General features: G+C 27.1%; 23 protein-coding genes. 4 read left to right on the top strand and 19 right to left on the bottom strand.

Features of this window, described 5'->3' with window-relative positions; genetic code table 11:
* Positions 1-300: 300 nt before the first annotated feature.
* Entirely contained in the window at positions 301-1,707 is a 1,407-nt protein-coding gene (locus JJC01_10105) for a sensor domain-containing diguanylate cyclase (GenBank protein UDN56554.1), read from the bottom strand.
* Positions 1,708-2,156: 449 nt separating this feature from the next.
* Between JJC01_10105 and JJC01_10100 the strand changes: the two genes are divergently transcribed.
* On the top strand, positions 2,157-3,320 hold the full coding sequence (locus tag JJC01_10100; protein ID UDN56553.1) for an MBL fold metallo-hydrolase: 1,164 nt from the start codon (positions 2,157-2,159) through the stop codon (positions 3,318-3,320).
* Between the two features lie 164 nt (positions 3,321-3,484).
* On the opposite strand, the gene lexA is transcribed toward JJC01_10100, so the two are convergent.
* From lexA to JJC01_10050, 10 genes are all read right to left on the bottom strand, one after another.
* A complete protein-coding gene (lexA, locus tag JJC01_10095) occupies positions 3,485-4,120 on the bottom strand; it encodes a transcriptional repressor LexA (protein ID UDN56552.1) in 636 nt (211 codons plus the stop codon).
* A 102-nt stretch (positions 4,121-4,222) separates the two neighbouring features.
* Positions 4,223-5,350 (bottom strand): tyrosine-type recombinase/integrase, encoded by a 1,128-nt coding sequence (locus JJC01_10090; protein ID UDN56551.1) that lies wholly within the window; start codon positions 5,348-5,350, stop codon positions 4,223-4,225.
* Between the two features lie 328 nt (positions 5,351-5,678).
* Positions 5,679-6,524, bottom strand: coding sequence for a hypothetical protein (locus JJC01_10085; GenBank protein ID UDN56550.1), 846 nt, complete (start codon positions 6,522-6,524; stop codon positions 5,679-5,681).
* Positions 6,525-6,553: 29 nt separating this feature from the next.
* Positions 6,554-6,925 (bottom strand): ACT domain-containing protein, encoded by a 372-nt coding sequence (locus tag JJC01_10080; GenBank protein UDN56549.1) that lies wholly within the window; start codon positions 6,923-6,925, stop codon positions 6,554-6,556.
* 153 nt (positions 6,926-7,078) lie between these two features.
* Positions 7,079-7,339, bottom strand: coding sequence for a stage V sporulation protein S (locus tag JJC01_10075; protein ID UDN56548.1), 261 nt, complete (start codon positions 7,337-7,339; stop codon positions 7,079-7,081).
* Between the two features lie 188 nt (positions 7,340-7,527).
* Positions 7,528-8,472, bottom strand: a complete 945-nt coding sequence (locus tag JJC01_10070; GenBank protein UDN56547.1) for an acetyl-CoA carboxylase carboxyltransferase subunit alpha — start codon at positions 8,470-8,472, stop codon at positions 7,528-7,530.
* A 20-nt stretch (positions 8,473-8,492) separates the two neighbouring features.
* A complete protein-coding gene (locus tag JJC01_10065; protein ID UDN56546.1) occupies positions 8,493-9,347 on the bottom strand; it encodes an acetyl-CoA carboxylase carboxyltransferase subunit beta in 855 nt (284 codons plus the stop codon).
* 14 nt (positions 9,348-9,361) lie between these two features.
* On the bottom strand, positions 9,362-10,723 hold the full coding sequence (gene accC / locus JJC01_10060; protein ID UDN56545.1) for an acetyl-CoA carboxylase biotin carboxylase subunit: 1,362 nt from the start codon (positions 10,721-10,723) through the stop codon (positions 9,362-9,364).
* 15 nt (positions 10,724-10,738) lie between these two features.
* Positions 10,739-11,191 carry an acetyl-CoA carboxylase biotin carboxyl carrier protein gene (accB, locus tag JJC01_10055; protein UDN56544.1) on the bottom strand — a complete coding sequence of 151 codons (453 nt, stop codon included), beginning with the start codon at positions 11,189-11,191 and terminating at the stop codon, positions 10,739-10,741.
* 268 nt (positions 11,192-11,459) lie between these two features.
* Complete coding sequence (locus tag JJC01_10050; GenBank protein ID UDN56543.1) at positions 11,460-11,906, bottom strand: hypothetical protein; 447 nt, start codon at positions 11,904-11,906, stop codon at positions 11,460-11,462.
* 270 nt (positions 11,907-12,176) lie between these two features.
* On the opposite strand from JJC01_10050, the gene JJC01_10045 reads away from it, so the two are divergent.
* The gene (locus JJC01_10045; protein UDN56542.1) at positions 12,177-12,455 is read left to right on the top strand and encodes a hypothetical protein; all 279 of its coding nucleotides are present in this window, start codon (positions 12,177-12,179) and stop codon (positions 12,453-12,455) included.
* Positions 12,456-12,601: 146 nt separating this feature from the next.
* On the opposite strand, the gene JJC01_10040 is transcribed toward JJC01_10045, so the two are convergent.
* The 6 genes from JJC01_10040 to JJC01_10015 all read right to left on the bottom strand — a co-directional run bounded on the left by JJC01_10040 (position 12,602) and on the right by JJC01_10015 (position 19,765).
* The gene (locus tag JJC01_10040) at positions 12,602-13,348 is read right to left on the bottom strand and encodes a hypothetical protein (protein ID UDN56541.1); all 747 of its coding nucleotides are present in this window, start codon (positions 13,346-13,348) and stop codon (positions 12,602-12,604) included.
* A 133-nt stretch (positions 13,349-13,481) separates the two neighbouring features.
* Entirely contained in the window at positions 13,482-14,126 is a 645-nt protein-coding gene (trmB, locus tag JJC01_10035) for a tRNA (guanosine(46)-N7)-methyltransferase TrmB (GenBank protein ID UDN56540.1), read from the bottom strand.
* Positions 14,127-14,265: 139 nt separating this feature from the next.
* Positions 14,266-14,586: a Fe-S cluster assembly protein HesB gene (locus JJC01_10030; GenBank protein ID UDN56539.1), complete on the bottom strand. Its 321-nt coding sequence runs from the start codon at positions 14,584-14,586 to the stop codon at positions 14,266-14,268.
* Positions 14,587-14,929: 343 nt separating this feature from the next.
* Positions 14,930-15,619, bottom strand: a complete 690-nt coding sequence (locus tag JJC01_10025) for an ABC transporter ATP-binding protein (GenBank protein UDN56538.1) — start codon at positions 15,617-15,619, stop codon at positions 14,930-14,932.
* Positions 15,620-15,635: 16 nt separating this feature from the next.
* The gene (locus JJC01_10020) at positions 15,636-18,116 is read right to left on the bottom strand and encodes an ABC transporter permease (GenBank protein UDN56537.1); all 2,481 of its coding nucleotides are present in this window, start codon (positions 18,114-18,116) and stop codon (positions 15,636-15,638) included.
* Positions 18,117-18,358: 242 nt separating this feature from the next.
* A complete protein-coding gene (locus JJC01_10015; protein ID UDN56536.1) occupies positions 18,359-19,765 on the bottom strand; it encodes a HAMP domain-containing histidine kinase in 1,407 nt (468 codons plus the stop codon).
* A gap of 503 nt (positions 19,766-20,268) precedes the next feature.
* Between JJC01_10015 and JJC01_10010 the strand changes: the two genes are divergently transcribed.
* Positions 20,269-21,129, top strand: a complete 861-nt coding sequence (locus tag JJC01_10010) for a YitT family protein (GenBank protein UDN56535.1) — start codon at positions 20,269-20,271, stop codon at positions 21,127-21,129.
* A 168-nt stretch (positions 21,130-21,297) separates the two neighbouring features.
* Here the strand turns inward: JJC01_10010 and JJC01_10005 are convergent, their stop codons facing one another.
* Both JJC01_10005 and JJC01_10000 read right to left on the bottom strand, forming a co-directional pair.
* Positions 21,298-21,852: a GNAT family N-acetyltransferase gene (locus JJC01_10005; GenBank protein ID UDN56534.1), complete on the bottom strand. Its 555-nt coding sequence runs from the start codon at positions 21,850-21,852 to the stop codon at positions 21,298-21,300.
* A gap of 218 nt (positions 21,853-22,070) precedes the next feature.
* On the bottom strand, positions 22,071-22,958 hold the full coding sequence (locus tag JJC01_10000; GenBank protein UDN56533.1) for a LysR family transcriptional regulator: 888 nt from the start codon (positions 22,956-22,958) through the stop codon (positions 22,071-22,073).
* A gap of 118 nt (positions 22,959-23,076) precedes the next feature.
* On the opposite strand from JJC01_10000, the gene JJC01_09995 reads away from it, so the two are divergent.
* On the top strand, positions 23,077-24,276 hold the full coding sequence (locus tag JJC01_09995) for a coenzyme F420-0:L-glutamate ligase (protein ID UDN56532.1): 1,200 nt from the start codon (positions 23,077-23,079) through the stop codon (positions 24,274-24,276).
* Positions 24,277-24,383: the final 107 nt, after the last annotated feature.

Genomic DNA, 24,383 nt, shown 5'->3' with positions numbered 1-24,383 from the left:
AAGTTTATTTATTTTTGTTGATATTTAATATATTATAGTTTTTGGAAGAATTTTGCAATATTTTAAACATAAATGGGCGTTTAAAATGCATAACTGGGTACTACTGATGTAAAATAATTCATTTTATATAATATAAAACTTATAAGGTATCAATTTTCTATGTTATTGCTTTATAAATTATTATTTAAATATTATGTAAAAAAACATCGTAAAAACTCATATCATGTTACAATTAATTAGTAAAAGGGTAATAACTAGAATTAGTTATTACCCTTTTACTGCTGATTAAAAAATTTAGATTTAATCATTTTTTATTAACTGGTAGCCAAAACATATTCCTGAACCGCCAGCTTTTTTAATTTGATACATTGCCTGATCTGCTTTATTAATTAATTCTTCAGCATTATTTCCATCTTCTGGATAGCAAGCTATACCAACACTAGTATTACAATATATAGAACCATTTTTTAAATTCCATGGGTTTTTAAACCTTTCATGTATAAAACTTACTAAATTACGTATGTTATTTTTTGTAATGTCACCACCAATTACAGCAACAAATTCATCTCCACCATTTCTATAAACTGAATTTTTAAGAAGTGGAATTGATGAGAAGAATTCCCCCAATTTTATAAGAAACTCGTCACCAGCATCATGCCCATAATTATCATTAATTACTTTAAAACCATCAATATCGAAAAAGATTACATATCCTTGCTCATCTTCTTTAGCATTGTCAATTCTATTTTTACATTCTTCAATAAGCATTCTTCGGTTTGGAAGACCTGTTAATACATCATAATTTGCCATATATTCAATTAATTCTTCATTCTTTTTATTATCAGTTATATCTGCACTACTAACAAGATGAGCAAGACGACCATCAATCCATCTGAAAGCTGTACTAAATACTCTAAACCATGCTCCATCAAAAGGTCTTTGATAATTCCAGGTATGTACTCCTGTAATGTTGCCGTTTTCATCAATAAGATTTTCTTGTGGGCAAAACTCACAATGAGATGTCTGCCCAGGGAAAAGAACCTGCCAGCATTTCTGACCCAAAAATTGAGATATCCCACCATAAGGTTCAGCCATTGACTTGTTTACATATATAATATCATATGTATAAAAATCAATGACATAAATATCTATGCCTGTATTATTTATTATGCTTTCAAGTGCAGTCTGTGTGAAGAAAACTTTATTTCTATGTATTCTTACACTTAAATACTTTTCAAGTAGTGAAAGGACAATACATAGTGTATTAAGTTCAGAATCAGAAAAATCTATTTTCCTAGATGTAGTATTTAAAAATAAAATAAAGCCATAATTATTAAAATTCTCATCTATCACAGATATTCCAATCAAAGATTCTGCATGAAAAATATTCATAAAATCAATCTCACATGGTTTATAATTTTTATTTTTATTTAAATAAATTATTTTCTGATGAGCTAATTGCTTTTGAAAATCCGATTCAATTTCATATGCATTGAAACTATTACATAATTTTATGTCACTCAAACTGTAATTCTCAATTAAATTAAAATGATTATATTGGTCTACTTCATATACTAGAGCACATTCAAACGAAAAACTATTACATATAAGTTCAAGCGATTTAGTGACTTTTTTTGTATCTATTTGTTTTCCAACAATTATATCAGCTAATGCTAGAATGAGTGTATAATGTGAATTATCTTCCATTTTTACCTCCTGAGTAAAAATTCTGTCAATAACTCATCCTTTAGCTAGGTTTGAAATGGGAATTTCTTTCCTCAAATATAGGTTATGATAGTTAAACTGACAGTTATCAAAATCTAGAAATATATTTTTATATTACTAAGAATAGCTTATTTAGCTATTTTCTCTTGGTTAATACATATATTATAGTATATTTTTCCAATGGATTAAAGCTTAAAAATCCTTTATTTTGTAATTTATCATCATTACTATTATATTAAATATTATTACTTAAAAATATATAAAAAGTTAATAAATTATATTATTAAAATAAAAAAAGTTGAGATATTATTGTTTTATTATTAATACAAGATAAATTAACTGTATAGGATAAATATTGATATCAAATGGCTAATTATGATAGAATAAGTCGGTAGATGACATAAAGTATTGTGAAAATGGAGGAGTAAGTTATGATAGAAGGTAATATAAAAAACAAAAGAAATTGTAAAATTAAAGCTTTGGTATTTTTATTGATAATTTCTATATCTATTTATTTAACTGGATGTAGTAGTGCAACAGACAGTGAAAATAATCAATCAAATAACCAAGAAACTTTATCTAGTAGTATATCAAATGATAAAAATATAAAAATTCATTTTATTAATACTGGAAATAGTGATGCAATATTAATTCAAGAGGGCAAAACTTTTACGTTGATAGATGGGGGAGATAACGATGATGAGAATTTAATGGTAGACTACCTAAATAATCAAGGGGTAAAAGATATTAAGTATCTTATAGCTACTCATTCTCATGCAGACCATCTAGGGGGACTTGATTCTGTTGTAAAAAATTTCAATATAGAAAATGTTTTTGTATCAAATGGTTCAGCAGAAACAAAGAGTTACAGAGATTTTATAAATGCTTTAGCAAATAAGGATTTATCTCCAAGTGTACCTCTTGAAAATAAAAAATTTTATCTTGAAGACTCCTATTTTGAAGTTCTAAATACAAATGGAGGAGATACTACTAATGAACAATCACTAGTACTTGCATATACTAATGGTAATGATAAAGCCTTATTTACAGGTGATGCTGAGGAAGGTACAGAAAAAGAAATACTATCAAAACTTGGAGAAGTAGACCTTTTAAAAGTAGCTCATCATGGTTCTCGTAGTAGTTCATCTCAGGCTTTTTTAGATAAAGTAAGCCCTGAATATGCAGTAATTTTAGTTGGGAAAGGTAATTCATATGGTCATCCACATGAGGAAACAATGAACAAATTAAAAAAGATGGGTGTAAAAGTACATAGAAGTGACGAATGTTCAGATATAGTATTTGAATCTACAGGTGATGGAGTTTTTACAAGCTGTAAAGATGGAAGTTACAAAAATGGTGTTAGAGAAGATGGAAACTACGAAAATTTAAATAACAATACAGACAAAAATGAATCCTTAAATAAGGAACAAAATGTATCAAATTCGTCAAAAACAGTGTATTTTACTCCAAAAGGGAAGAGTTATCACTCAACTAAAAATTGTAGTGGGCTTTCAAGAAGTAAAAAAATATTATCAGGTACAATTGCAGAAAGTAAGAAAAATGACCCATGTGATATATGTTATGGAAAGCAATAGTTAAAATATCAATAGCTAAAGTATGAGAAATAATAAATAAAAAGCATTAAATATTATAAAAAAGTAAATGCATATAAAAATAAGCTATTCCAAACAGATAAAATAAAGAAATTAAGATACATTTTATCTATTAAATAGCTTATTTTTTTGATATTCTTTAATAGTTATTTTATAACTCTAAATACACCAGTTACAATACCTACAATTTCAACTTCTGAGTCTTTAAGCATAATTGGTTCCATAAAATCATTTTCTGGTTGAAGTCTTATAGAGTTTCCTTCTTTAAAGAATCTCTTGACCGTCGCAGATTCACCATTTATAAGTGCAACCACTATCTGAGAATTTAAGGCTGTATTTTTTTTGTCTACTACAACGTAATCTTCATCTAAAATTCCTGCATTAATCATACTTTCGCCTTTTACTTTTAATACAAAATTATTACTGCCCTTTACTAAACTGGCAGGGAATGGAATATATTCCTCTATGTTTTGTTGAGCTAAAATGGGTTCTCCAGCTGTTATTTGACCTACTAAAGGAAGTTCTATTATTTCCTGGTTAGCTCCAGAAACATCATTGACTTTACTACGCTCTAAAACTTCAATAGCTCTTGGTTTAGTAGGGTCTTTTCTTATGTATCCCAGTTTTTCAAGTTTATTTAGATGAGAGTGCACAGTTGAAGTAGATCGTAACCCTACAGCAGTACATATTTCTCTTACAGCAGGTGGATAGCCTTTTAATATGATTTGAGATTTTATAAATTCCAGTATTAAAACTTGCTTTTCAGTTAGATCTAAATACATAACATCACTCATTTCCAAACATATTTTGTTTTTATTTCCATACATTTATATTTTTAATTATAACATAATCCATTTATATCTGCAAACATTTGTTCCTGATTTTTAATCATCTTCAATCCATTCAAAATTCTTAACTATATCACGTTTTACATTTTTTTTATGTGCGGCATAAAGTTGAGTAGTCGTGACATTATCATGGTCGAGTAAATTTTGAACATCATATATAGAAAATCCTGTTTGAATCAGAGAAGTTGCAGCAGTTGCTCTTAATTTATGAGGGCTATATCCATTATCTCTAGTTGTATCTAATGGAATAGAGGTATATTTTTTTACAAGTGTTCTTATAGCTTTTGCTGTAATCCTCTTATTTTGAAGAGATAAGAACAATGCATCTTTAACTTCATCATCTAGTAAGTCATCTCTTGTTCTCTCATTTTGTAAATAATCTTTTATTACATGTTCACAAGTATGATTTATAGGCATTAAGACTTCTTTTCCACGTTTTCTATATATTTTAAATTCACCTCTTGAAAAATTAAAAGAGGAGATATTAAGTTCTCTGAGTTCATTTAATCTAAGCCCATATGTAACAAATAGAGCTAATATAGCCTTATCACGTAATCTAGTTTTTTTCCAATAAACTTTTTCTTTTTCAGTAAGACCTTCACCTGTTTCTACTGACTCTAACATTTTTGCAACTTCATCTATTTCAAGACGCTTGATAGCATCTGGTTGTGGTTTAGGTAGCTTTATTGGATTAAATCCATCAGTTATGTTACTATCTATTTGAGAATTTCTATATAAAAATTTAAATAGAGTAGAGATGGATGATTTTTTTCTTGCCAGAGCTCTATTGTTATTTTCAAAAATCAATGTATTTTTCTCTGTATTTTTATAATATCTACTGCAATAATCACCTAAAAATAAGTTTATATCTCTTGATTTTATCATGTTAAAATCACTTTCTGTAATGTCCTTTATACAATCTGCACTTGTTAATTCCTTTGTCTCAATCATGTATAAACAGAAAAACTTTATATCTTCTAAATAAGCAAGTCGTGTAGAGACAGCAACAGAACCTTTTAAATATATAAAATAATCTTTCATAAATGCAGGAAGTTTATTTTCCAAAAGTAGACATTTTTCTATAAGTTCATTTTCTTTGATGACAATATTATCAGGTTTATCAGATTTATTATGTACTTTTATAATTTTCTTATCATTATTCAAATTTAAACCTCCTAAAATTAAAATATGAATATTTGTAAGTTATTTTTATTAATAACAATGTAGCTATGTTAGCATAAATATTTAATTTAATCAATTAATGTATTTTTTAAGAGATTAGTAGTGCTCTAATTGGTTTTTGCACTAACTATTCCCTAAATCCACATTTAAAGACTAGTTGAATTCAAATGCTCTTTTTAAATTTCTCAATATATACTTAATAAGTATTTACTAAAATATATTGAGAAATTTTATGTTTTATTAAACTCTCTTTCAATTTTGAATTTTACTATCTTTTCAATGAAAGTAAAATAGTATAAGATTTAATATCTTAATTAAAATTTTTAAATGGACTTACCAAACTTAAAATATAAGATATTATGAGAGTTACTATTGAAAAAATAACACCTATTGTCATAAAAAAACTTATAAATATATTGTACTTCACTATTAAATTAGAAATATTTAAGCTATTAAGCCCAAATAAGTATATGATTAAACTAATTGCAAATATAATTATAACTATAAAACTCAAACCCTTTAAACTGCTTTTTAAATCGGCACTACTAAGTGACATATGAGTGGAAATTGAATACATTAAAAACATAAATATAAAATATCTTAATGAATATATATCAGGCGTTAACAATATTATTTTTACAAAATTAAAAATATCATCTAAAATAATCTGTGTAAAACCTGCTATATTAAAGTTATTAATCATACTTACATATAACCTTAAATCTATGCTTTGTATTATTTTAATATAGCTATCTGGTAATAGTATTCTAAAAAGTAAAATAATTATCATTGTTCCACCTATAATTGGAGCGATTCCTATAAAAAAATTTCCTATACTCTGATAAATATTATCTTTTTTATAGCTATGATTTACATATCCTAATACTCCATCATTTTTACTTTCAATTGGTCTAAAGAATTTTACTGAATTTATTTTATGCATAAAAATCAAACACATTATTAAATGACTCAATTCATGTACAAAAGTTCCTATAGCTCCAGTTACAATGACACCAGTTTTTCCAAAAGATAAAAAGATATATTTATTATTTAAATTTTCTATAATACTAAAAATCAATCCAAATACAATAAATATTCCTATAAAACAAAAGATATTTATTATACTTATTTTAAAAATCTCAACTATATGAATCATAAACTATGACCTCGCATTTAAGTATTCAACTACTCTATCTCATATCCATTACAGTTTAAAATTTTACAAGCATTTTTTATATCTTTTTCTTTGATTAAAATATAATCTGTATCATATGTAGAAATTGCAAATATACTTATTTTATTATCAGCTAATAACCCACTTATCTTAGATAAAATTCCTATAAGTGAAAAATCTAAAGGGCCTAAGATTTTAAGTATTCTCCATTCTTTTTCTGACTTAATATCAGAAGGAATATTGTTATTTGAACATACAATGCTCAATTCATCATCAGTTTTAGTTATAGAGTAAAATTTTTCTGTATCTATCCATGTTGGTATTTTACTGTTATTATTTAATCTACATACTGCATACTCTTCTAAAAATAGTTTTAATTTCATAATATACATCTCCTTCAAACTTATTTGTTTAATTAAGATTATACATTAAAATTTATATAAAATAAAATATATCGAAGTAAAAAAGGTTCACTACAGGACATCATTTCCATAGTCAACCTTTAAAACTTGATTAAATTCTAACAAAAAGATATATTATCTAGGTTCAATTATAAGTTTGATGGCAGTTTTCTTATCACCTTCGATTTCTATATCAGTAAATGCGGGAATACACACTAAGTCCATTCCACTAGGTGCAACAAATCCTCTTGCTATTGCAATTGATTTTATTGCTTGATTTAGAGCTCCAGCTCCTATAGCTTGTATTTCTGCAATACCTCGCTCTCTCAGTACTCCAGCCAAAGCTCCAGCTACAGAATTAGGATTAGATTTTGATGAAACTTTTAGTACTTCCATTTCAACATCTCCTTGTTAATTTGTTAAAGTATCCATTACCTAAAGTACTAAATCACAATTGCCATTTACTAATTACAATCATCATTTAAAGTATACTTTTATAAAAATATACTTCTATAATAGATTTAAGAAAACCTTTATTTTTTAAAACCATTTTATAATGAAAAATCTACAAATTTCTTTATATTCTATAAGCATTTTCCAATATTTCTAAATTTATTATACCTTTGAGACATTATTTCTTCTTTAGGCATATCTTTATAATGATTTAATCTTTCTAAAATATAAGACTTCATTTCCTTTGAAACAGCTTCTACATCTTTTTGTGCACCACCAAGAGGTTCTTTTATAATCTTATCTATTATTTTTAAATCATATAAATCATTACTTGTAAGTTTCATAACATCACAAGCTTCCTTTGCTTTAGATGAATCTTTAAATAAGATACTCGAAAGACCTTCAGGTGAAATTACAGAATAAACTGAGTGTTCTAACATACACACATCATTGCCTACTCCAATTCCTAAAGCTCCTCCACTACCACCTTCACCAATTACAAAGGTAATTACTGGAACAGAAAGTTTACTCATTTCAAGTAAGTTTCTTGCAATAGCTTCTCCTTGTCCTCTTTCTTCTGCCTCTAGACCACAAAATGCTCCTGATGTATCAATAAATGTCACTATCGGTCTGTCAAATTTTTCAGCTTGCTTCATAAGTCTTAACGCTTTTCTATATCCTTCTGGATGAGGCATACCAAAGTTTCTTTTTATATTTTCTTTAGTATCTCTTCCCTTTTGGTGACCAACTATAGTAACATTGAATTTTCCTATTTGCCCTATTCCTCCAACTATAGAAGGGTCATCTTTATAAAGCCTATCTCCATGAAGCTCTAAAAAATTAGAACAAATATGTTCTATGTATTCCAAAGTTGTAGGTCTTTTTATATCTCTACTTAACACTACCTTTTCATATGGTGATAGATGTGAAAAGGCATCTTCTCTAAGCTTTGCTAATTTTTCATTAAGGGAATTTATTTTATCACTTAAATCTATGTTATTTGCCTCAGAAATAGCTATTAATTGTTTGATATCATTTTCCAAGACTTTTATTTTATCATTATTATTTTCAATCAAAACAGTTCCTCCTTTATGCCCTATTTCTTGTGCATAGCAAGAATTTGATACAATACTTCCTTCATTTTTCTTCTATCTACTATCATGTCAATAAAACCTTTTTCAAGTAAAAACTCAGAAGTTTGAAATCCTTCAGGAAGTTTTTGATTTATTGTTTGTTCTATTACTCTTGGTCCTGCAAAACCGATTAATGTATTTGGTTCAGAAATTATAATATCTCCAAGCATAGCAAAACTAGCAGTTACGCCTCCAGTAGTAGGGTCAGTTAAAACTGATATATATGGTAATGACTTTTCTTCAAGCTTAGCAAGTGCCTGAGAAGTCTTTGCCATTTGCATAAGAGATACCATACCTTCTTGCATTCTAGCTCCTCCTGAAGCAGAACAAATAATTATAGGTAAATTGTTTTTGGCAGCATATTCTATTGAGTAAGTTATTTTTTCTCCAACAATAGAACCCATGCTTCCCATCATAAAATCAGGATTCATTACACAAATAACTGTTTTAATTCCATTTAATCTTCCATAACCTGTGACAACAGCTTCTGACTCATTCGTTTTTTCCTTATAAGAGTCTACTTTTTCTTTATATTTAGGAAAGTTTAATGGATTTTGAAATTCTATATCAGAATTAAATTCCATAAAAGTCCCTTTATCAATCAATAAATTTATTCTATTTCGAACTCTTAAACCATAATGTCTTGAGCATTTTGGACATACAAATGAATTTTCTTCTATGTCTTTTCTAAATACATGACTATTACATCCTTTGCAATAAGTCCAAAATTTATCATCTACACTATTCTTTTTAAAGTTGTCATCTAAAGAAATCGTAACATACTTAGATTCTTTTGATGATAAAAATTTTTTTATCATAATCTATTTACTCCTTATAATGTAGCAAATTCTTTCTTCATAAAGACATCTTCTATAAATTTGGTATGATGAGTATCTTTTCTAAACTCTTCACTTGTTACAAGTGCCTTTTGGAATTCTACATTTGTATTAATACCTTCTACAATAATTTCATCTAGAGCTCTATAAATTCTATTTATACATTCTTCTCTAGTCTCAGCCCAACATATTAATTTACCTATCATAGAATCATATAAAGGTGGTATAGTATATCCTGTATATACAAAAGTATCAAATCTAACGCCAAAACCTCCAGGTAAATTTAATGACTCTATTTTACCTGGTGATGGAGCAAAATTATTTGATGAATCTTCAGCATTTATTCTACACTCAATAGCATGACCTCTAAAAACAACATCTTCTTGTTTAAAAGGTATTTCTTCTCCATTAGCTATAGATATTTGAAGTTTTATAAGGTCAAGATTTGTTACCATCTCTGTGACTGGATGTTCAACTTGTATTCTTGTATTCATCTCTATAAAATAAAAGTTTTTATCTTTATCAACTATAAATTCAATAGTACCAGCACCAATATAACCTACACCTTTTACTATATCCACTGCAATTTTATGAAGATTTATTCTTTCTTCATCTGAAAGGTATGGACTTAAAGACTCTTCTATTACTTTTTGATTTCTTCTTTGCATAGAACAATCTCTATCACCTAAATGTATTGCATTTGAATGTTTATCACCAAATACTTGTACTTCTATATGTCTAGGATTTTCTATGAATTTTTCCATATATAAATCGCTATTAGAAAATGCTGCTAAAGCTTCTGAACTTGCCATATCAAAATTTGAAAAAAGCTCTTCTTCCTTTCTAACGATTCTCATACCTTTTCCACCGCCTCCACTTGAGGCTTTTATCATAACAGGATAGCCAATTTCTCTTGCAACTTCTAAAGCTTCTTCCTTAGTTTTTAAAACAGACTCTGAACCAGGAACAACAGGGATATTTAATTCCATCATAGTTTCTCTCGCTCTAGATTTATCTCCCATCAAAATCATTTGTTCTCTTGTTGGACCTATAAAAATAATATTATTCTCTTCACATTGTTTTGCAAATTCAGGGTTTTCTGATAAAAAGCCAAAACCTGGATGAATAGCATCACATTTTAATTTAAGAGCAAGGTATATAATATTTTCTATGTTATTATAACTCTTGCTTATATTGTTTGGCCCTATGCAAATAGATTCATCAGCTATATATCTATGAAAACAATCTTTATCTATTTCAGAATAGATAGCGACAGTTTTTATACCTAGTTCTTTACACGTTCTGATGATTCTAACTGCTATATCACCTCTATTTGCAACTAGTATTTTTTTTATCAACTTAAATACCTCCTACTACAATGGTTTTATCTTAAATAAAGGTTGATTATATTCTACTAGTTCTTCATTATCAACTAATACTTCAATTATTTCACCTTTAATTTCACTTGTTATTTCATTCATTAGCTTCATTGCTTCTAATATACATAAAGTGTCACCTTCTTCAACTACATCGCCAACCTTGACAAAACCTTCTGCATCTGGACTTGGAGAATCATAGAATGTCCCCATCAAAGGAGCTACTACTATTGATAAATTCTCATTAGATACTACAGGTTCCTCGTTTACAAATGGCTTTTCTAAAGAAAGATCTACTACCGATTCTTGTTGTACACTTAAAACAGGTGAGCTTGTAACTTCAGTTTTTTTAGATGCTTCTAATTTAAAATCACTACTTTCAAGCTTTACATATTCTAAGTTAGTTGAGTCTATGACCTTTAATAATTCCTTAATTTCATTGATGTTCATGTTGTTACCCCCTTGTATTATTACCTGGTGCTAATATTATATCACAAAAAGCAAATTTATAAAAGAAAAAGTGCTGACTATAGAATCAACACATTCAGATATATTTTAATTTTAAATTAACAACCAGTAAATTCTTTTGTTTTAATTTTCCATTATTAATATAAATTATAAGTATAAAATGAATAAAATTCAATATATTTTGCAAAATACAATAAAATACAAATTAATACCTCGGGAATTTTTAAGACAAATACCAAAATTATGCAATTTAGACTTCGCTTTCTTTCATATTAGTATCATTTTCTTTGTTTTTATATAGTATATCTTTTAATTTAGTGATTAAAATACTACTATATAAGTTAAAAGTCATTAAAATTGCAGGAATTATAAAATAAAATCTAGCACCAATAAATCCAAAAACTACTGTAACAAGTATCAATCGTTTATTTAAAGTAAAAAATGGTATATCAAAAATACTTTTATCAGATGTATCTGGAGTATAAGAACGTATAATTCCAAAAATCAACGTTAGCATACAAAGTGGAAGTAATACATAGCTTGAAATTATTCCTAAAAATCCTATACTTTCAAAGTAACTGCTAGCACTATTTGTATAAACAAACATATATCCATTTAAATAAGCACATATACATGATATAATACCAAAAGTTCCTCCTAAGGATTGAGTGTACCAATTAAAAAATTTAGATTCCATATACCTCGCCTCCTAAAACTGTATATATAATGATATGCATTTAAATAATGAAATATATCTTTATACACTCATGAACAAAATTTTATTAATTTTAATAATTTATATTTAAGAAATGCAAAGTATAGTGTAGTATATATTAATGTAGATAAAGTTTTATAGAACTTAATTAAATTATCTTATACGGATTTAGTACAAGTTTAAAAAGTTATATTAGGGTTTTATATTTGATTAAGCTGAAAAATTTATTATAAATGAAGGGATGTTTTCGCTTTGGTAGATACATTAGAGTTTGGTCTTAAAGTTTTATTTTTTATATTATCGATAATTTGGATGGGAAAAATAATGATTTTAAGAACTGATAAGCAAATAGTAATTAATCCTTTGCTTATTGGTATATCTGCAGTACTTGTGATGTTGCATACCTCACAAAGTAATATTGAGTTTTTTGGACTAGATGTTCAGTATATAAGAATAGTTTTGTATATAGTATATTCATTGATAATTTTAATAGGAATATGGTCTACTAACAAAAGAAATGGGATTTTTTAGATAATCTATTTATAGATATCTAAAGGTTGCTAGTAACAAAACATTAATATTAGTGCCTTGTTACTAGCAACCTTTGTTTTGATTTAATATTAAAATTAAAAATATAATAATTAAATAAGTTGTATAAATATACACTTTATTTTATGTTATTTTACATTTACAGTGATTAAAACTTCTTGAGATGTATTTAAATCATCTTTGTCATTTAGTATAACTTTCACTACTGCTTGCCCTTTATTATTACCCTTAATAATCATATCTTTACATGAAAGTATACTCTTATCACTTACAGATACCACAAAGTTTAAATCTTTCGGAAGGCTATTAGTTACTTCCCAGTATTTGTAATAACTATCAATTTTCTTTGTAACTATTTTTCTCAAATCAATACTCTCGCCTTTTGATATGTCAATATTATGGTATTTAGAATCTAATTTATATTGATTATCTTTTGTATCAATAAAATTCAAATCACAATTTACATCTACACCATTATTTGAAAGAGAATTAACTGTATTATCATTAATTAAATAATTATTTGCAAGATTAATTGAGTCCATATCTTTTAGACCTAGTATTTCTCTAGGAAGTTCCTTTATGTTATTGTTCCAAAAAATAAAATTGTCTATGTTTTCAAGATATGATATACCTTTTAAATTTGAAATATTTTCTCCAGTTGCATAAAATTCACCATCCAAAGCCTTTATATTACTTATAGTCATTTCATCTGGATTTACATATCGCTTTACAACTGCTCTCAGGTTAGCATCAGGAAAAATATCTTTAAGTTGGTTTTCACTTAAAATCTTATCGTTTGAATTTATTGGATTTAAAGCCGTCGCAGAAATAAGAAATGGTATTAAATTAGCTAAATTCATAGCACCCTCCCACATAAAACAAAATTTTTTACATAGTAAATTAATTTCTATGAGAGGGCTCTGTTTCCTTGTTATATATGCCTACTTTCGTACACTTTATTAATATAAATTAGCATAAATTTCTACTATTAAACTTATAAACATATTACTAGTTACGTTTTTTAGCTTCACATCTAAATATTCGCATTCCTTGTGACATAAATTTATCCTCATACTCTGTTGTAACATTATTTTTATACTCACTACTGCTTAAATCAAGAGAAATGTTCTTTAAGAGCCAATTATTTGCAGCAATTTCATTTAAACTAAACTCGAATAATTTTTCATTATCTGTTTTGAAATGAATTTCTCCATTATCTTCTAAAATATTATTATACATCTCTAAAAATCCAGAATGAGTAAGTCTTCTTTTACTCCATCTATTTTTTGGCCATGGGTCACAAAAATTTATATAAATCCTAGATAATTCTTTAGATTCAAAATAATTTAGAATATCACTTACATCAGCCCATAAAAATAATATATTATTTAAATTAGAAACATCAGCTTTTTCAACAGCCTTTAAAAGTACTTCTTCCTTTAATTCCATAGCAATATAGTTTATATCAGGATTTTGCTTGGCCAAGGTTGTAATAAATTGACCTTTTCCAGTTCCAAATTCAACATGTATTGGATTATCATTTCCAAATTTTATACTCCATTTGCCCTTTAACTTGTCTATATCTTCTCTTAAGACATATTCTGTATAACTTAAAAGTTTTTCATCTGCACCTTTTTTTCGTCTTCTTCTCACAATAAATTCTCCTTACATATAAAAATTAGTAAAATACATTTTTTATTATACATTATCTTACTTAAAAATAAAAAGAACTCTCTTAGAATAGAAAATTATTTCTATCAAAGAGAGTTCTCAATATACTAAAAAATCAATTCTAGTGGCACCCTGAACAACCAGAGCATCCTCCTCCACCTTGATCTTTCATATTTTCTGGAATTACTCTAAATCCAAATCCTGTATCTTCTATAATTATATCTCCATATTGACTATATTCATCAGAGCTCATCACAAATTGTAATTCTCCGACTTCATAAGTTAAGTCATCTTCTTTTTTCTCATCTAAAGCTAATCCAAAAGAAGGACCTCCACAACCAACACCTGCAAAGTATACTCTTACATTGTTAGGTTTATCTTGATTGTCTTTTAAGATACTTTTTAAAGTATCAATAGCTGTTTCTGGTAAAGTAATTTTCATCAAATCATTCCCTTTCAAGTATTTTATTAAAACAATATCTATTATATACCCATATAACGTATATAATCAATTAGTTTTTGTATATTTTGCCAAAACTTCTACCAATTATTACTTAGACTTTTAAATATTTTATTGTCTTAAATAAATACCCTAATAATATGTTTAATAAACAATAAATAAAATAATTTACATAGAGTATAATTTTTTATTCATTGTCTTAATATTATAACACATTTAACATATTCTAATTCATATATATAAAAATTATACAATCTAAAAAGACTTGAAATCTTTAAGAATATTTAAAATTATTATATAAAAATTACCAAAATATATCTATTAATTATTCTGCTATTACACCATCTAGAACTGTAATAATACGATTACTACTTCCAGCAGCTTCAGGTGAATGAGTCACCATAATTATTGTTTGACCACTTTCTTGATTTATTTTACGGAGTAATTGCATTATTTCTGCTCCTGTCTTACTGTCTAAGTTTCCAGTAGGTTCATCAGCAAATAAAATCTCTGGTTTTCCTATTAATGCACGTGCTATTGCAACACGTTGTTGTTGACCACCTGACAACTTACGTGGAATATGTTTACGTTTATCTGATAATCCAACAATTTCCAAAATATCGTTTAATTGATTTTTGTAATCATTCATTTTTTTCCCATCTAGTAATAGAGGTAGCATAATATTTTCTTCAACATTTAAATTAGGTATTAAATTATAAAATTGGAATACAAACCCTATATTTCTACGACGTATTATACTCATCTTATCGTCATTGAAATGTGATATATCTGTTCCATTCATATATACCTTTCCACTTGTTGGAGTATCTAGCCCACCTAAAATATATAAAAGAGTACTCTTGCCAGAACCAGATTGTCCCATAATAGAAACGAACTCACCTTTCATCACCTGTAAAGATATATCTTTTAAAACTTTAGTAGTTGTATTATCAACTTTAAATTCTTTAATAATATTTTTTGCTTCTATTGCTATACTTTTATAGCTTGCTTTCATGTGTTATCCTCCATTTTTATTCAAATTTAATTTCTTCTACTAATTTCATTTTCTTTCCTTTTATAATTGGTACTACTGAACCGATTAATGTTACCGTAATACCTAACATTCCAACAAAAATGAATGTTTTAAAATCTAAATCTGGTGTCATTGAAATCTTTGGTCCTGCAACTATGAAAATCGTCTGAATTTCTAATATAGATATTAATACTCCAATAAAAGCACCAAATAAACCTGATGTAAATCCTTCAATTAAAGTCATTTTAATATTCTGTTTATCACTTTGTCCTACAGATTTATACATAGCTATAGAACGTCGCTTTTGAATATAGTTTATCAATAGATTATTAATTATACCTACTGTAGCAAGCAGTAAAATAAAATAGGTCATATTATTCATAGGAGATAAAAAGCTATTTATAGTATTTAAAGAGTCATTGTTGAATTCCTCAACAGTACGACTCCAATTAGATGTATCTCCAAATAAATCTCTTATCTGAATCATAATCACATCTGGATTGACTGCTGTGTAAGCTAAAAATCCATATGTAGTTTTATCGAAATCACTAACTGCATAACGAGATGGTATAACAGCTTCTACATCATTTGCGCGAGATTTAAAACTTCCAACTATTGTGTAAAAAACCTTTTTATCACCATCAGATACAATTATTTTATCCCCTACAGAGAAACTTGTTTTTTTAAGTGTATCTTCATTTAAAATAATAGAGCGTTCTTTTTCAAAAGATTTAATTGCTACTTCCTTCATATGAGAATTAGTATAATTTATTGCAAACATAGAACTATATGATTTTATATTATCAGTTGCTTCTACTCTTGAAAATTTTATACTGTCACAAGATATTTCATTGTTCATAACATAGATAGGTAAAACTTTTTTAATTCCATCCATGTGTTTAACATTTTCAATAAATTCTTGATTCATATTTCCATCTGCGAATCCCTGTAACTTGGCATCACGAAATACATCGCCTATATATGTCTTGACAAAACTTCCTACAACACTTATTGCAATTACAGCAGAAATACTTATAAATAGTAATGTAATGTTTTGTGTGATATTTTTATTATTCTTCATATTTCTGGCAGCTAATTTACCTTCATTTCCCAAAATCTTTTCATAAATAAATTCAAATACTGTAGACATAGTATCAGTAAAAATAGGAATTAGAATAATAGTAGATATAATCAGTCCTAATAACGAAAATCCTCCAGCTAAATACAAAGTATTTTCAGTTGTTATCCTTGGAAGTAGAATAGATAAAAAAAGTACTATAAAACCTATACAAAATATAGTACGATTTGAAATATTCTTTTCTTCCACCGTTTCCAAAACAACATCTTTTATTGATAACTTACTAGTCTTTTTTATAGGTATATATGAACTAAGTAGAGAAACAATTATCGCTACTAAAAAAGAAGAAATAATTACTATTGGAGATATTACTGTTGGAATTGATATACCTTGTTCAAGAGAATTACCAAGACCATGAAGCATAAAATTTAAAACAACTATACCAATCGGAATTCCAAGTAACCCTCCAACACTTCCATATAATATACTTTCAAATAGTAAAATATTAGTTACTGTTTTTTTATTAGCACCAATACTTCGAAATGTTCCAATGATTGGAAGACGCTCTAATGTAATTACCTTGTAACTACTATATATAATAAAAATACTCATAGTTAATGCAAAAAAACTTATTAGGAAAAATGGCATTGTTTTCTGTCTAGCATCTGCAATTATCTGAGTTTCATTTACAGTATTTGATACTTTATATTCTTTAGTTGAAATTTTTTCTGATAATTCATTTATCAAATTTTCTGTTGTTATGCCGTTTTTCGGCTCTATCAAAATTTTTGTATATCCACTTTCTTTATTTAAAATTTTAGATAGCGTGTCTTTAGGTATTAATGCATTTACCCCTCTTGTATGTCTCAAAAAGACTGTGTCATATGCAGCAATATCAGCCACTTCAAAAGTGTAAGGCTTACTATAAATTTCTAAATTGATTAAATCACCTTTTTTAATTTTATATTTTGATGTGAAACGGTCTGGAAGAATAATTTTATCACCAGAAAAATCAGTGATATTATTTCCATTTACCAATCGTGGTTTATTAATTTTGTTTAGTTGTGGTAAATCTGCTGCTATAATATCGAATGATTCATAATATCCATCTTCATGATAAACAGCAGAGCTTTCTAATATTCCGACTTTTGATTTTATGGAATGTAAATCTGGTATATCTTCTAAACTAATTAATTTATTTGAACCTGTACCTTGAACAGCTATTGTTGCAGTCCCAGCCATACCTCTTGCCATTTTTCTCTGTGCACTTTCATAAGACAATCCAATTGAAAAGGAAACGAAAAGTAAAACTGTTGATAAAATTACGGATAGCAACATAACTGCTGTTCTTATTTTTCGTTCTTTAATGTTTGTTAGGATATATTTTAATATAATTTTCAAATTTACACCTACTTTCTTGATTTAATGTAACTCTAAAGTTTCTTAATGCTAATTAATACTCCATAAATAAAGTCAGATAAAAAAGCTTTTACTTATGTAATGATAATCATAGAATTTTTTTATTTTCATTAAATTTCCTCCTAAAATTAAGCCTTCTCCTAAATAAGAAAAGGTTGATAACTACCATATAAATATGATAATTTATCAACCTTAATATATCTTTTATTTAACCTTATTTAACCTTAATTGATAGGAAAGGAAATATGAAATGTAGTTCCTAAAGATAAAATACTCTCGACCGATATAGTTCCTCTATGAAGCTCAATAATTTGCTTTGTTATTGCCAATCCCAAACCAGTTCCTTCTGTTTTTTGTTCTGTATTAGTGCCACGATAATAACGATTAAATAAATTTGATACTTCCTCCTCTGTCATTCCTCTCCCATTATCTAAAACAGTTATATTAATTTTATCATATATCATTACATTCAAAGAAACTTTGGTATCTTGGCTTCCATGCATAAAAGCATTAATAATCAGATTACTAAATGCACGCTTTAGAAGTGTAGAATCAAAAGTAAATTTAATATTGTCAATGTTACTGTCAAATTCAATTGTATTAGTTCCATATTCTGGATAGTTCAAAATATCAATAGCTAACTCTTTCAAAAACCTTATCAAGTTGCTATTTTGCTTATTCAACGGAATGATACCATTTTCTAATTGATATGTTAACTTTAAATCGCTAATAAGTGTATTTGTATATTCTATATTCTTAAGCATGATAGAAGCATATTTATGTACTTGTTCATATGAAAGAATATTATCAGTGTCTACAAGTATCTCTGCATATCCTTTTATTGGCGAAAGGGGAGTTTTTAAATCGTGAGTTATATTTGAAATCCATTCTTCTCGTATAATATCTGTTTTCTTTTTCATTTCATCACTGATATGAATTTCTTCATTAAGAGTATTCAAACTATCATAGACATCAGCAAAAGCTCCTTTCGCTTTGGTTGGAAGATATGTTCTCTTTGCAATATCACTAACAGAAGACGTGATTCGTGAAATAAATTTTGTTATCCAATATCCATAGGCAATTCCAGAAATTAAAACTATTAAAAATATAATACCTATTATTGAAAGCACAATAGGTTTTCCACCTATAAATTTAGTCCCATCAAAAAACATTGTTACTTTAGAAATATTAAGTGGAAAGTGTATAATATAAATAAATTCATCCTCATTATTTTTAATAGTACTCAAGTATACCGTATCAGCATTTGGAGTATCTTTCTTGGCTAATTCCAATAACTCAGAATTAGAATAATGATTTTTATGATTTTTTGGTTCTGAAAATCCATAAACTCTATTTCCATAACTATCTAAGATTTGTATCCATAATTGATTTTCCCGAAGCTTTTCCAAACCAGATTGTTTTATTTGTGGTTTATTATCTATAAATATAATTTGCTCAGTAAAACTTTCCATAAAATTTTGAGGCCAGTCACTACATATGCTTTTTCCATTTGGATGCTGGACATTAATAAGTGATAAGAAAATTCCTATTGCAGTTAAAGCCAGGCAGAAAAGCACTAAGAAAAAAATAATGTACGAGTAAAGTATTGTCCTGTATCCAGACTTACGCATTTAATCAACTCTTTTCCAAAACTTATATATTTGTGTTCTTTAACTATTTTTAAGGTAAATCTTATTAAATATGATACTATCTTAAATTATATGTGTATAGTTTTATATTATCAAGTTATCTGTTATTTAATAAAGCACTGTAACAATATACAAAACAGTGATGATATATAAAACAGTTTAAAATTACTTATTAAATATTAAACTATCTAAATCTGGATACAAAATAATATGTGTATATTAATGAAAATAGAAAAGCATATCATAGAACCACTTTTATAGGGGATACTTTAATAAAAGAATTAAAAATTATAACATATAAAAAATTTCCACTAAAAAATAATCGTGTTAGAAGAATGACAGAAAATCATGTATTTTGGAAATATTTCACAAATATTAAGAATAATAAAACACTTGAAATTGCTTATGTCAAGAAATTTTATATAATATAAACTGGTCAAATATGTTATAATATTAAATTGTGACAAGTTCATGGAGGTGTTTATATGAAAAAACAAAAGTCGCCAATTTTACTTGAAATGCTTGGGTTATTTTTTGGTTGTATATCAATGAGTATTGGTATAAATATGTTTTTAAAACCACATACAATTGCTCCTGGAGGGCTTAGTGGTCTATCTTTAGTGTTAAATAAAGTTACAGGACTTCCAGTATCAGCTATCATGTTAATCATAGGTGTTCCATTAGTAATACTTGCTTTCAGAATTATGGGTACAAAAAATTCATTAAAAACGTTATTTGGGACAATAGTATTCTCTGCTATAGTCCAATTGACAGACCCACTATCAAAATTGAGATTAACTGATGACTTACTACTATCAGCTATTGCAGGAGGAATTTTAGTTGGGATAGGTTTAGGAATAATGTTTAAATCAGATGCTTCTACTGGAGGAACAGATTTAATTGCACTTATACTTAGTAAAAAGTTTCCAGGGATAAAAGCTACAAAATTTATGTCTTGTTTAGATGGAATGGTCGTTATATCTTCTGGTATAGTAAATCGTAGTATAGAAACAGGCCTTTACTCTGGGATAGCACTTTGTGTCTTAATAAAAATAGCAGATATGATAATGGAAGGATTTGATCATTCAAAAGCATTTTTTATTATTTCTGAAGAACCTGAAAGTTTAAGACAAGCCATAACAAAAGAACTTGATAGAGGTCTTACTATTCTTGATGGTAAAGGTGGTTACACTAGAGAAAACAAGGAAGTACTACTTGTTGTAGTTTCTAAAAAGCAAGAACTTTATCTTAAGAGATTAGTTAAAAAGACTGACCCTACTGCATTTGTTATTGTTACAGATGTACATGAGGTTCTTGGAGAAGGATTTAAAAACTTAGAAAATTAATAAGTTGTTTTATAACTTTGTTTATATAGTTTTTAATAACTTATAGATGCCAAAATCATATCATATTAAAGTGTGAGTATATTAATTAATATACTAAACCTTTTTAGTAGATATAATATGATTTTGGCATTGTTTTTATCTAACATTTATTAGAACACTAAATACTCATTATTTTTTCAATTCATACTGATAACATGGGACATTTTTTATTGTGCTTCCAGTATGAATTTTTTTGATATATTTTCCTACACATTTAAAACCCAATAAATCTAATGATTTTGTAGAATTCGCATTTTCCTCATAGGTTATCGCAATGATTTTATTTAGATTTAGTTCTCTAAATCCATATTGTATTACTCTTTTAGTTATCTCAGTAGCAAAGTCATGACCCCAGTAATTGGGATTAATACATACGCCAATTTCAGCTTCCAATGCCTTTGGATTTATATTATTAAACCCCATATTCCCAATAACTTTATTATCTCTTTTGTACACTATTGCAAAGTGACCTATTTTTCCTTTTTTATATGGATTTAAAAAAAATGATTTTATAAATTTTCTTGTGTCTTCTAAAGACTTATGCTCATTAAATGGTAAATGTTTTACTACTACTTTATTTTTATAACAATCAAAAAAATCCTCAGTATCATTTAATGATGCAGGTCTTAGTATGCAGTTTCTAGTTTCTAAGGTTTTCATTTGAGGATATTCAGAATCAGACATTTCTAATCCTCCTTTATACATTAATCTAATATACTGTTCATATTTAAAATACGATATTAATTATATAAATGTGCTCAAATTAACCTTATTTCTAATTTAATAAAAATTAGCTTATTATAAATCTCTCAAATCTACAACATTATTAGTAATAATATAAGTTCTCTACTAGTTCTATTTATTGTAAGATACATCTTATTTTAGAAATGCCAAATATAAACTTACATATTATTAGATATCATACTTAAAAACTCTTTTGTTGCTAGTGATAGAGAGATATTTTTCAAATGGCAATAACCTATACTTCTTTTAGGTATTGGCTCTTTTATGTCTAATTTGAATAATTTTCCACTATTTAAGTAATCTATGCTAAATTCTTCTATAACACAAGATACTCCAAGATTTATATATGCAAATTCTAAAAGTAATTCATGAGAGCCTAATTCTATATCTGGATTTAGCTTTATACCTTTTGATAAAAAATATTCATTTACATAAAGCCTTGAATTTGCTTTATTTTCTAACATTATCAAAGGTAACAAATTTAATTCTTCTAAAGATATTTGCTTTCCTTTGTATTCTATGTAATCATTTGCACATACAAATATGTCATGTATCTCAATACATTCAACGATATTTAATGTTTCATCTTCTATTGGCATATTTATGATTGCTATATCAATATTACCATCTTTAAGTAAGGATATAAGTTCTCTACTAGTTCTATTTATTGTAGATACATGTATATGTGGGTATTTCTTATGAAAAATTTCCAAATACTTTAATAGAAAAAAACGTGCTGCTGTATCTCCTACTCCAATTTTTAATGAACCATATTCCAATTTTTTAAATTTATTTATTCTATCTTCTCCTGATGCGATTAAGTTTAATGCAGTAGCAACATGTTCACTTAAAATTTTCCCTTCTGGAGTTAACTTTACACCTTTATTATTTCTATAAAATAATATAGTATCTAATTGTTCTTCTAATTGTTTAATTGATTGGCTTACAGCTGGCTGTGACATAAATAATTCTTTGGCAGCAACAGAAAAGCTCTTATGACTTACAACTGCATTGAAAACTTTATATAATTCAAGTTTTACGTTCATACATAACTACTCCTTATATCAAATATTAGTATTATTTATTTTACTTATGATTATATTTGAATTATAATATACATGGTACTAATATGACAATATTAATTCTTTAGGAGGATTTTAAATAATGGATAGATTAGTTGGAACTGTTTCAAGAGGTGTTAGAGCACCTATTATAAGACAAGGAGATGACTTAGTTAAAATAGTTGTTGATTCTGTCTTAAATGCATCAAAGAGTGAAAACTTTGAAGTTAGAGACAAAGATGTAATTGCTGTTACAGAAGCTGTTGTTGCTAGAGCACAAGGAAACTATGCTCATGTTGACAATATAGCGAAAGATGTAAAAGATAAATTTGGAGATGATACTGTTGGTGTTATATTTCCAATTTTAAGTAGAAATCGTTTTGCAATATGTCTAAAGGGTATTGCAAAAGGATGTAGAAAAGTTGTATTAATGTTAAGCTACCCTTCTGATGAGGTTGGAAATCACTTGATAAGTATTGATGAACTTGATGACAAAGGAATAAACCCTTGGTCAGATGTGTTAACAGAAGAAAAATATAGAGAACTATTTGGATATAATAAACATACATTTACTGGTGTTGATTATGTTGATTATTATAAAAATTTAATTAAAGAGTGTGGTGCAGAAGTAGAAATAGTTTTTGCTAACAATCCAAAAACTATACTTAATTACACAACAAGTGTTTTAACTTGTGATATACATACAAGACAAAGAACAAAGAGAATTTTAAATCAAAATGGTGCTAAAAAGGTATATTCTCTTGATGATATAATGACATCAAGTGTAGATGGTAGTGGGTATAATGACCAATATGGACTTTTAGGTTCAAACAAAGCTACAGAAGAAACTGTAAAATTATTCCCTATAAATTGTGATGAAGTTGTAAATAAAATTCAAAGCAATATAAAAGAAATTACAGGTAAAAATGTAGAGGTAATGGTTTATGGAGATGGAGCGTTCAAAGACCCTGTAGGGAAAATATGGGAGCTAGCTGACCCAGTAGTTTCTCCTGCTTATACAAAAGGCTTAGAAGGTACTCCAAATGAGGTGAAATTAAAATATTTAGCTGATAATGATTTTGCTGACTTATCTGGAGATGAGTTAAAAGAAGCAATTTCAAAATACATAGTTGAAAAAGATAATAAATCTGATGATTTAACAGGAAATATGGTTTCTCAAGGTACTACTCCAAGAAGACTTACAGACCTTATAGGTTCTTTAGCAGATTTAACTTCTGGAAGTGGAGATAAAGGTACTCCTATTATTTACATACAAGGTTATTTTGATAACTATACAAAATAATATATTTTAAAGCATTTTATGTAATTTATTTAGATTAAAAACTAATATAGACCTCTTAATTGACATAACTTTACTGTATATCAATTAAGAGGTTATTTAATATTTAC

Origin of the sequence: Clostridioides sp. ES-S-0010-02, from assembly GCA_020641055.1 — a bacterium.
Taxonomy (GTDB): domain Bacteria; phylum Bacillota; class Clostridia; order Peptostreptococcales; family Peptostreptococcaceae; genus Clostridioides.
The sequence above is the reverse complement of the archived record's forward strand: the minus strand, read 5'-3'. Positions and strand labels throughout refer to the sequence as shown.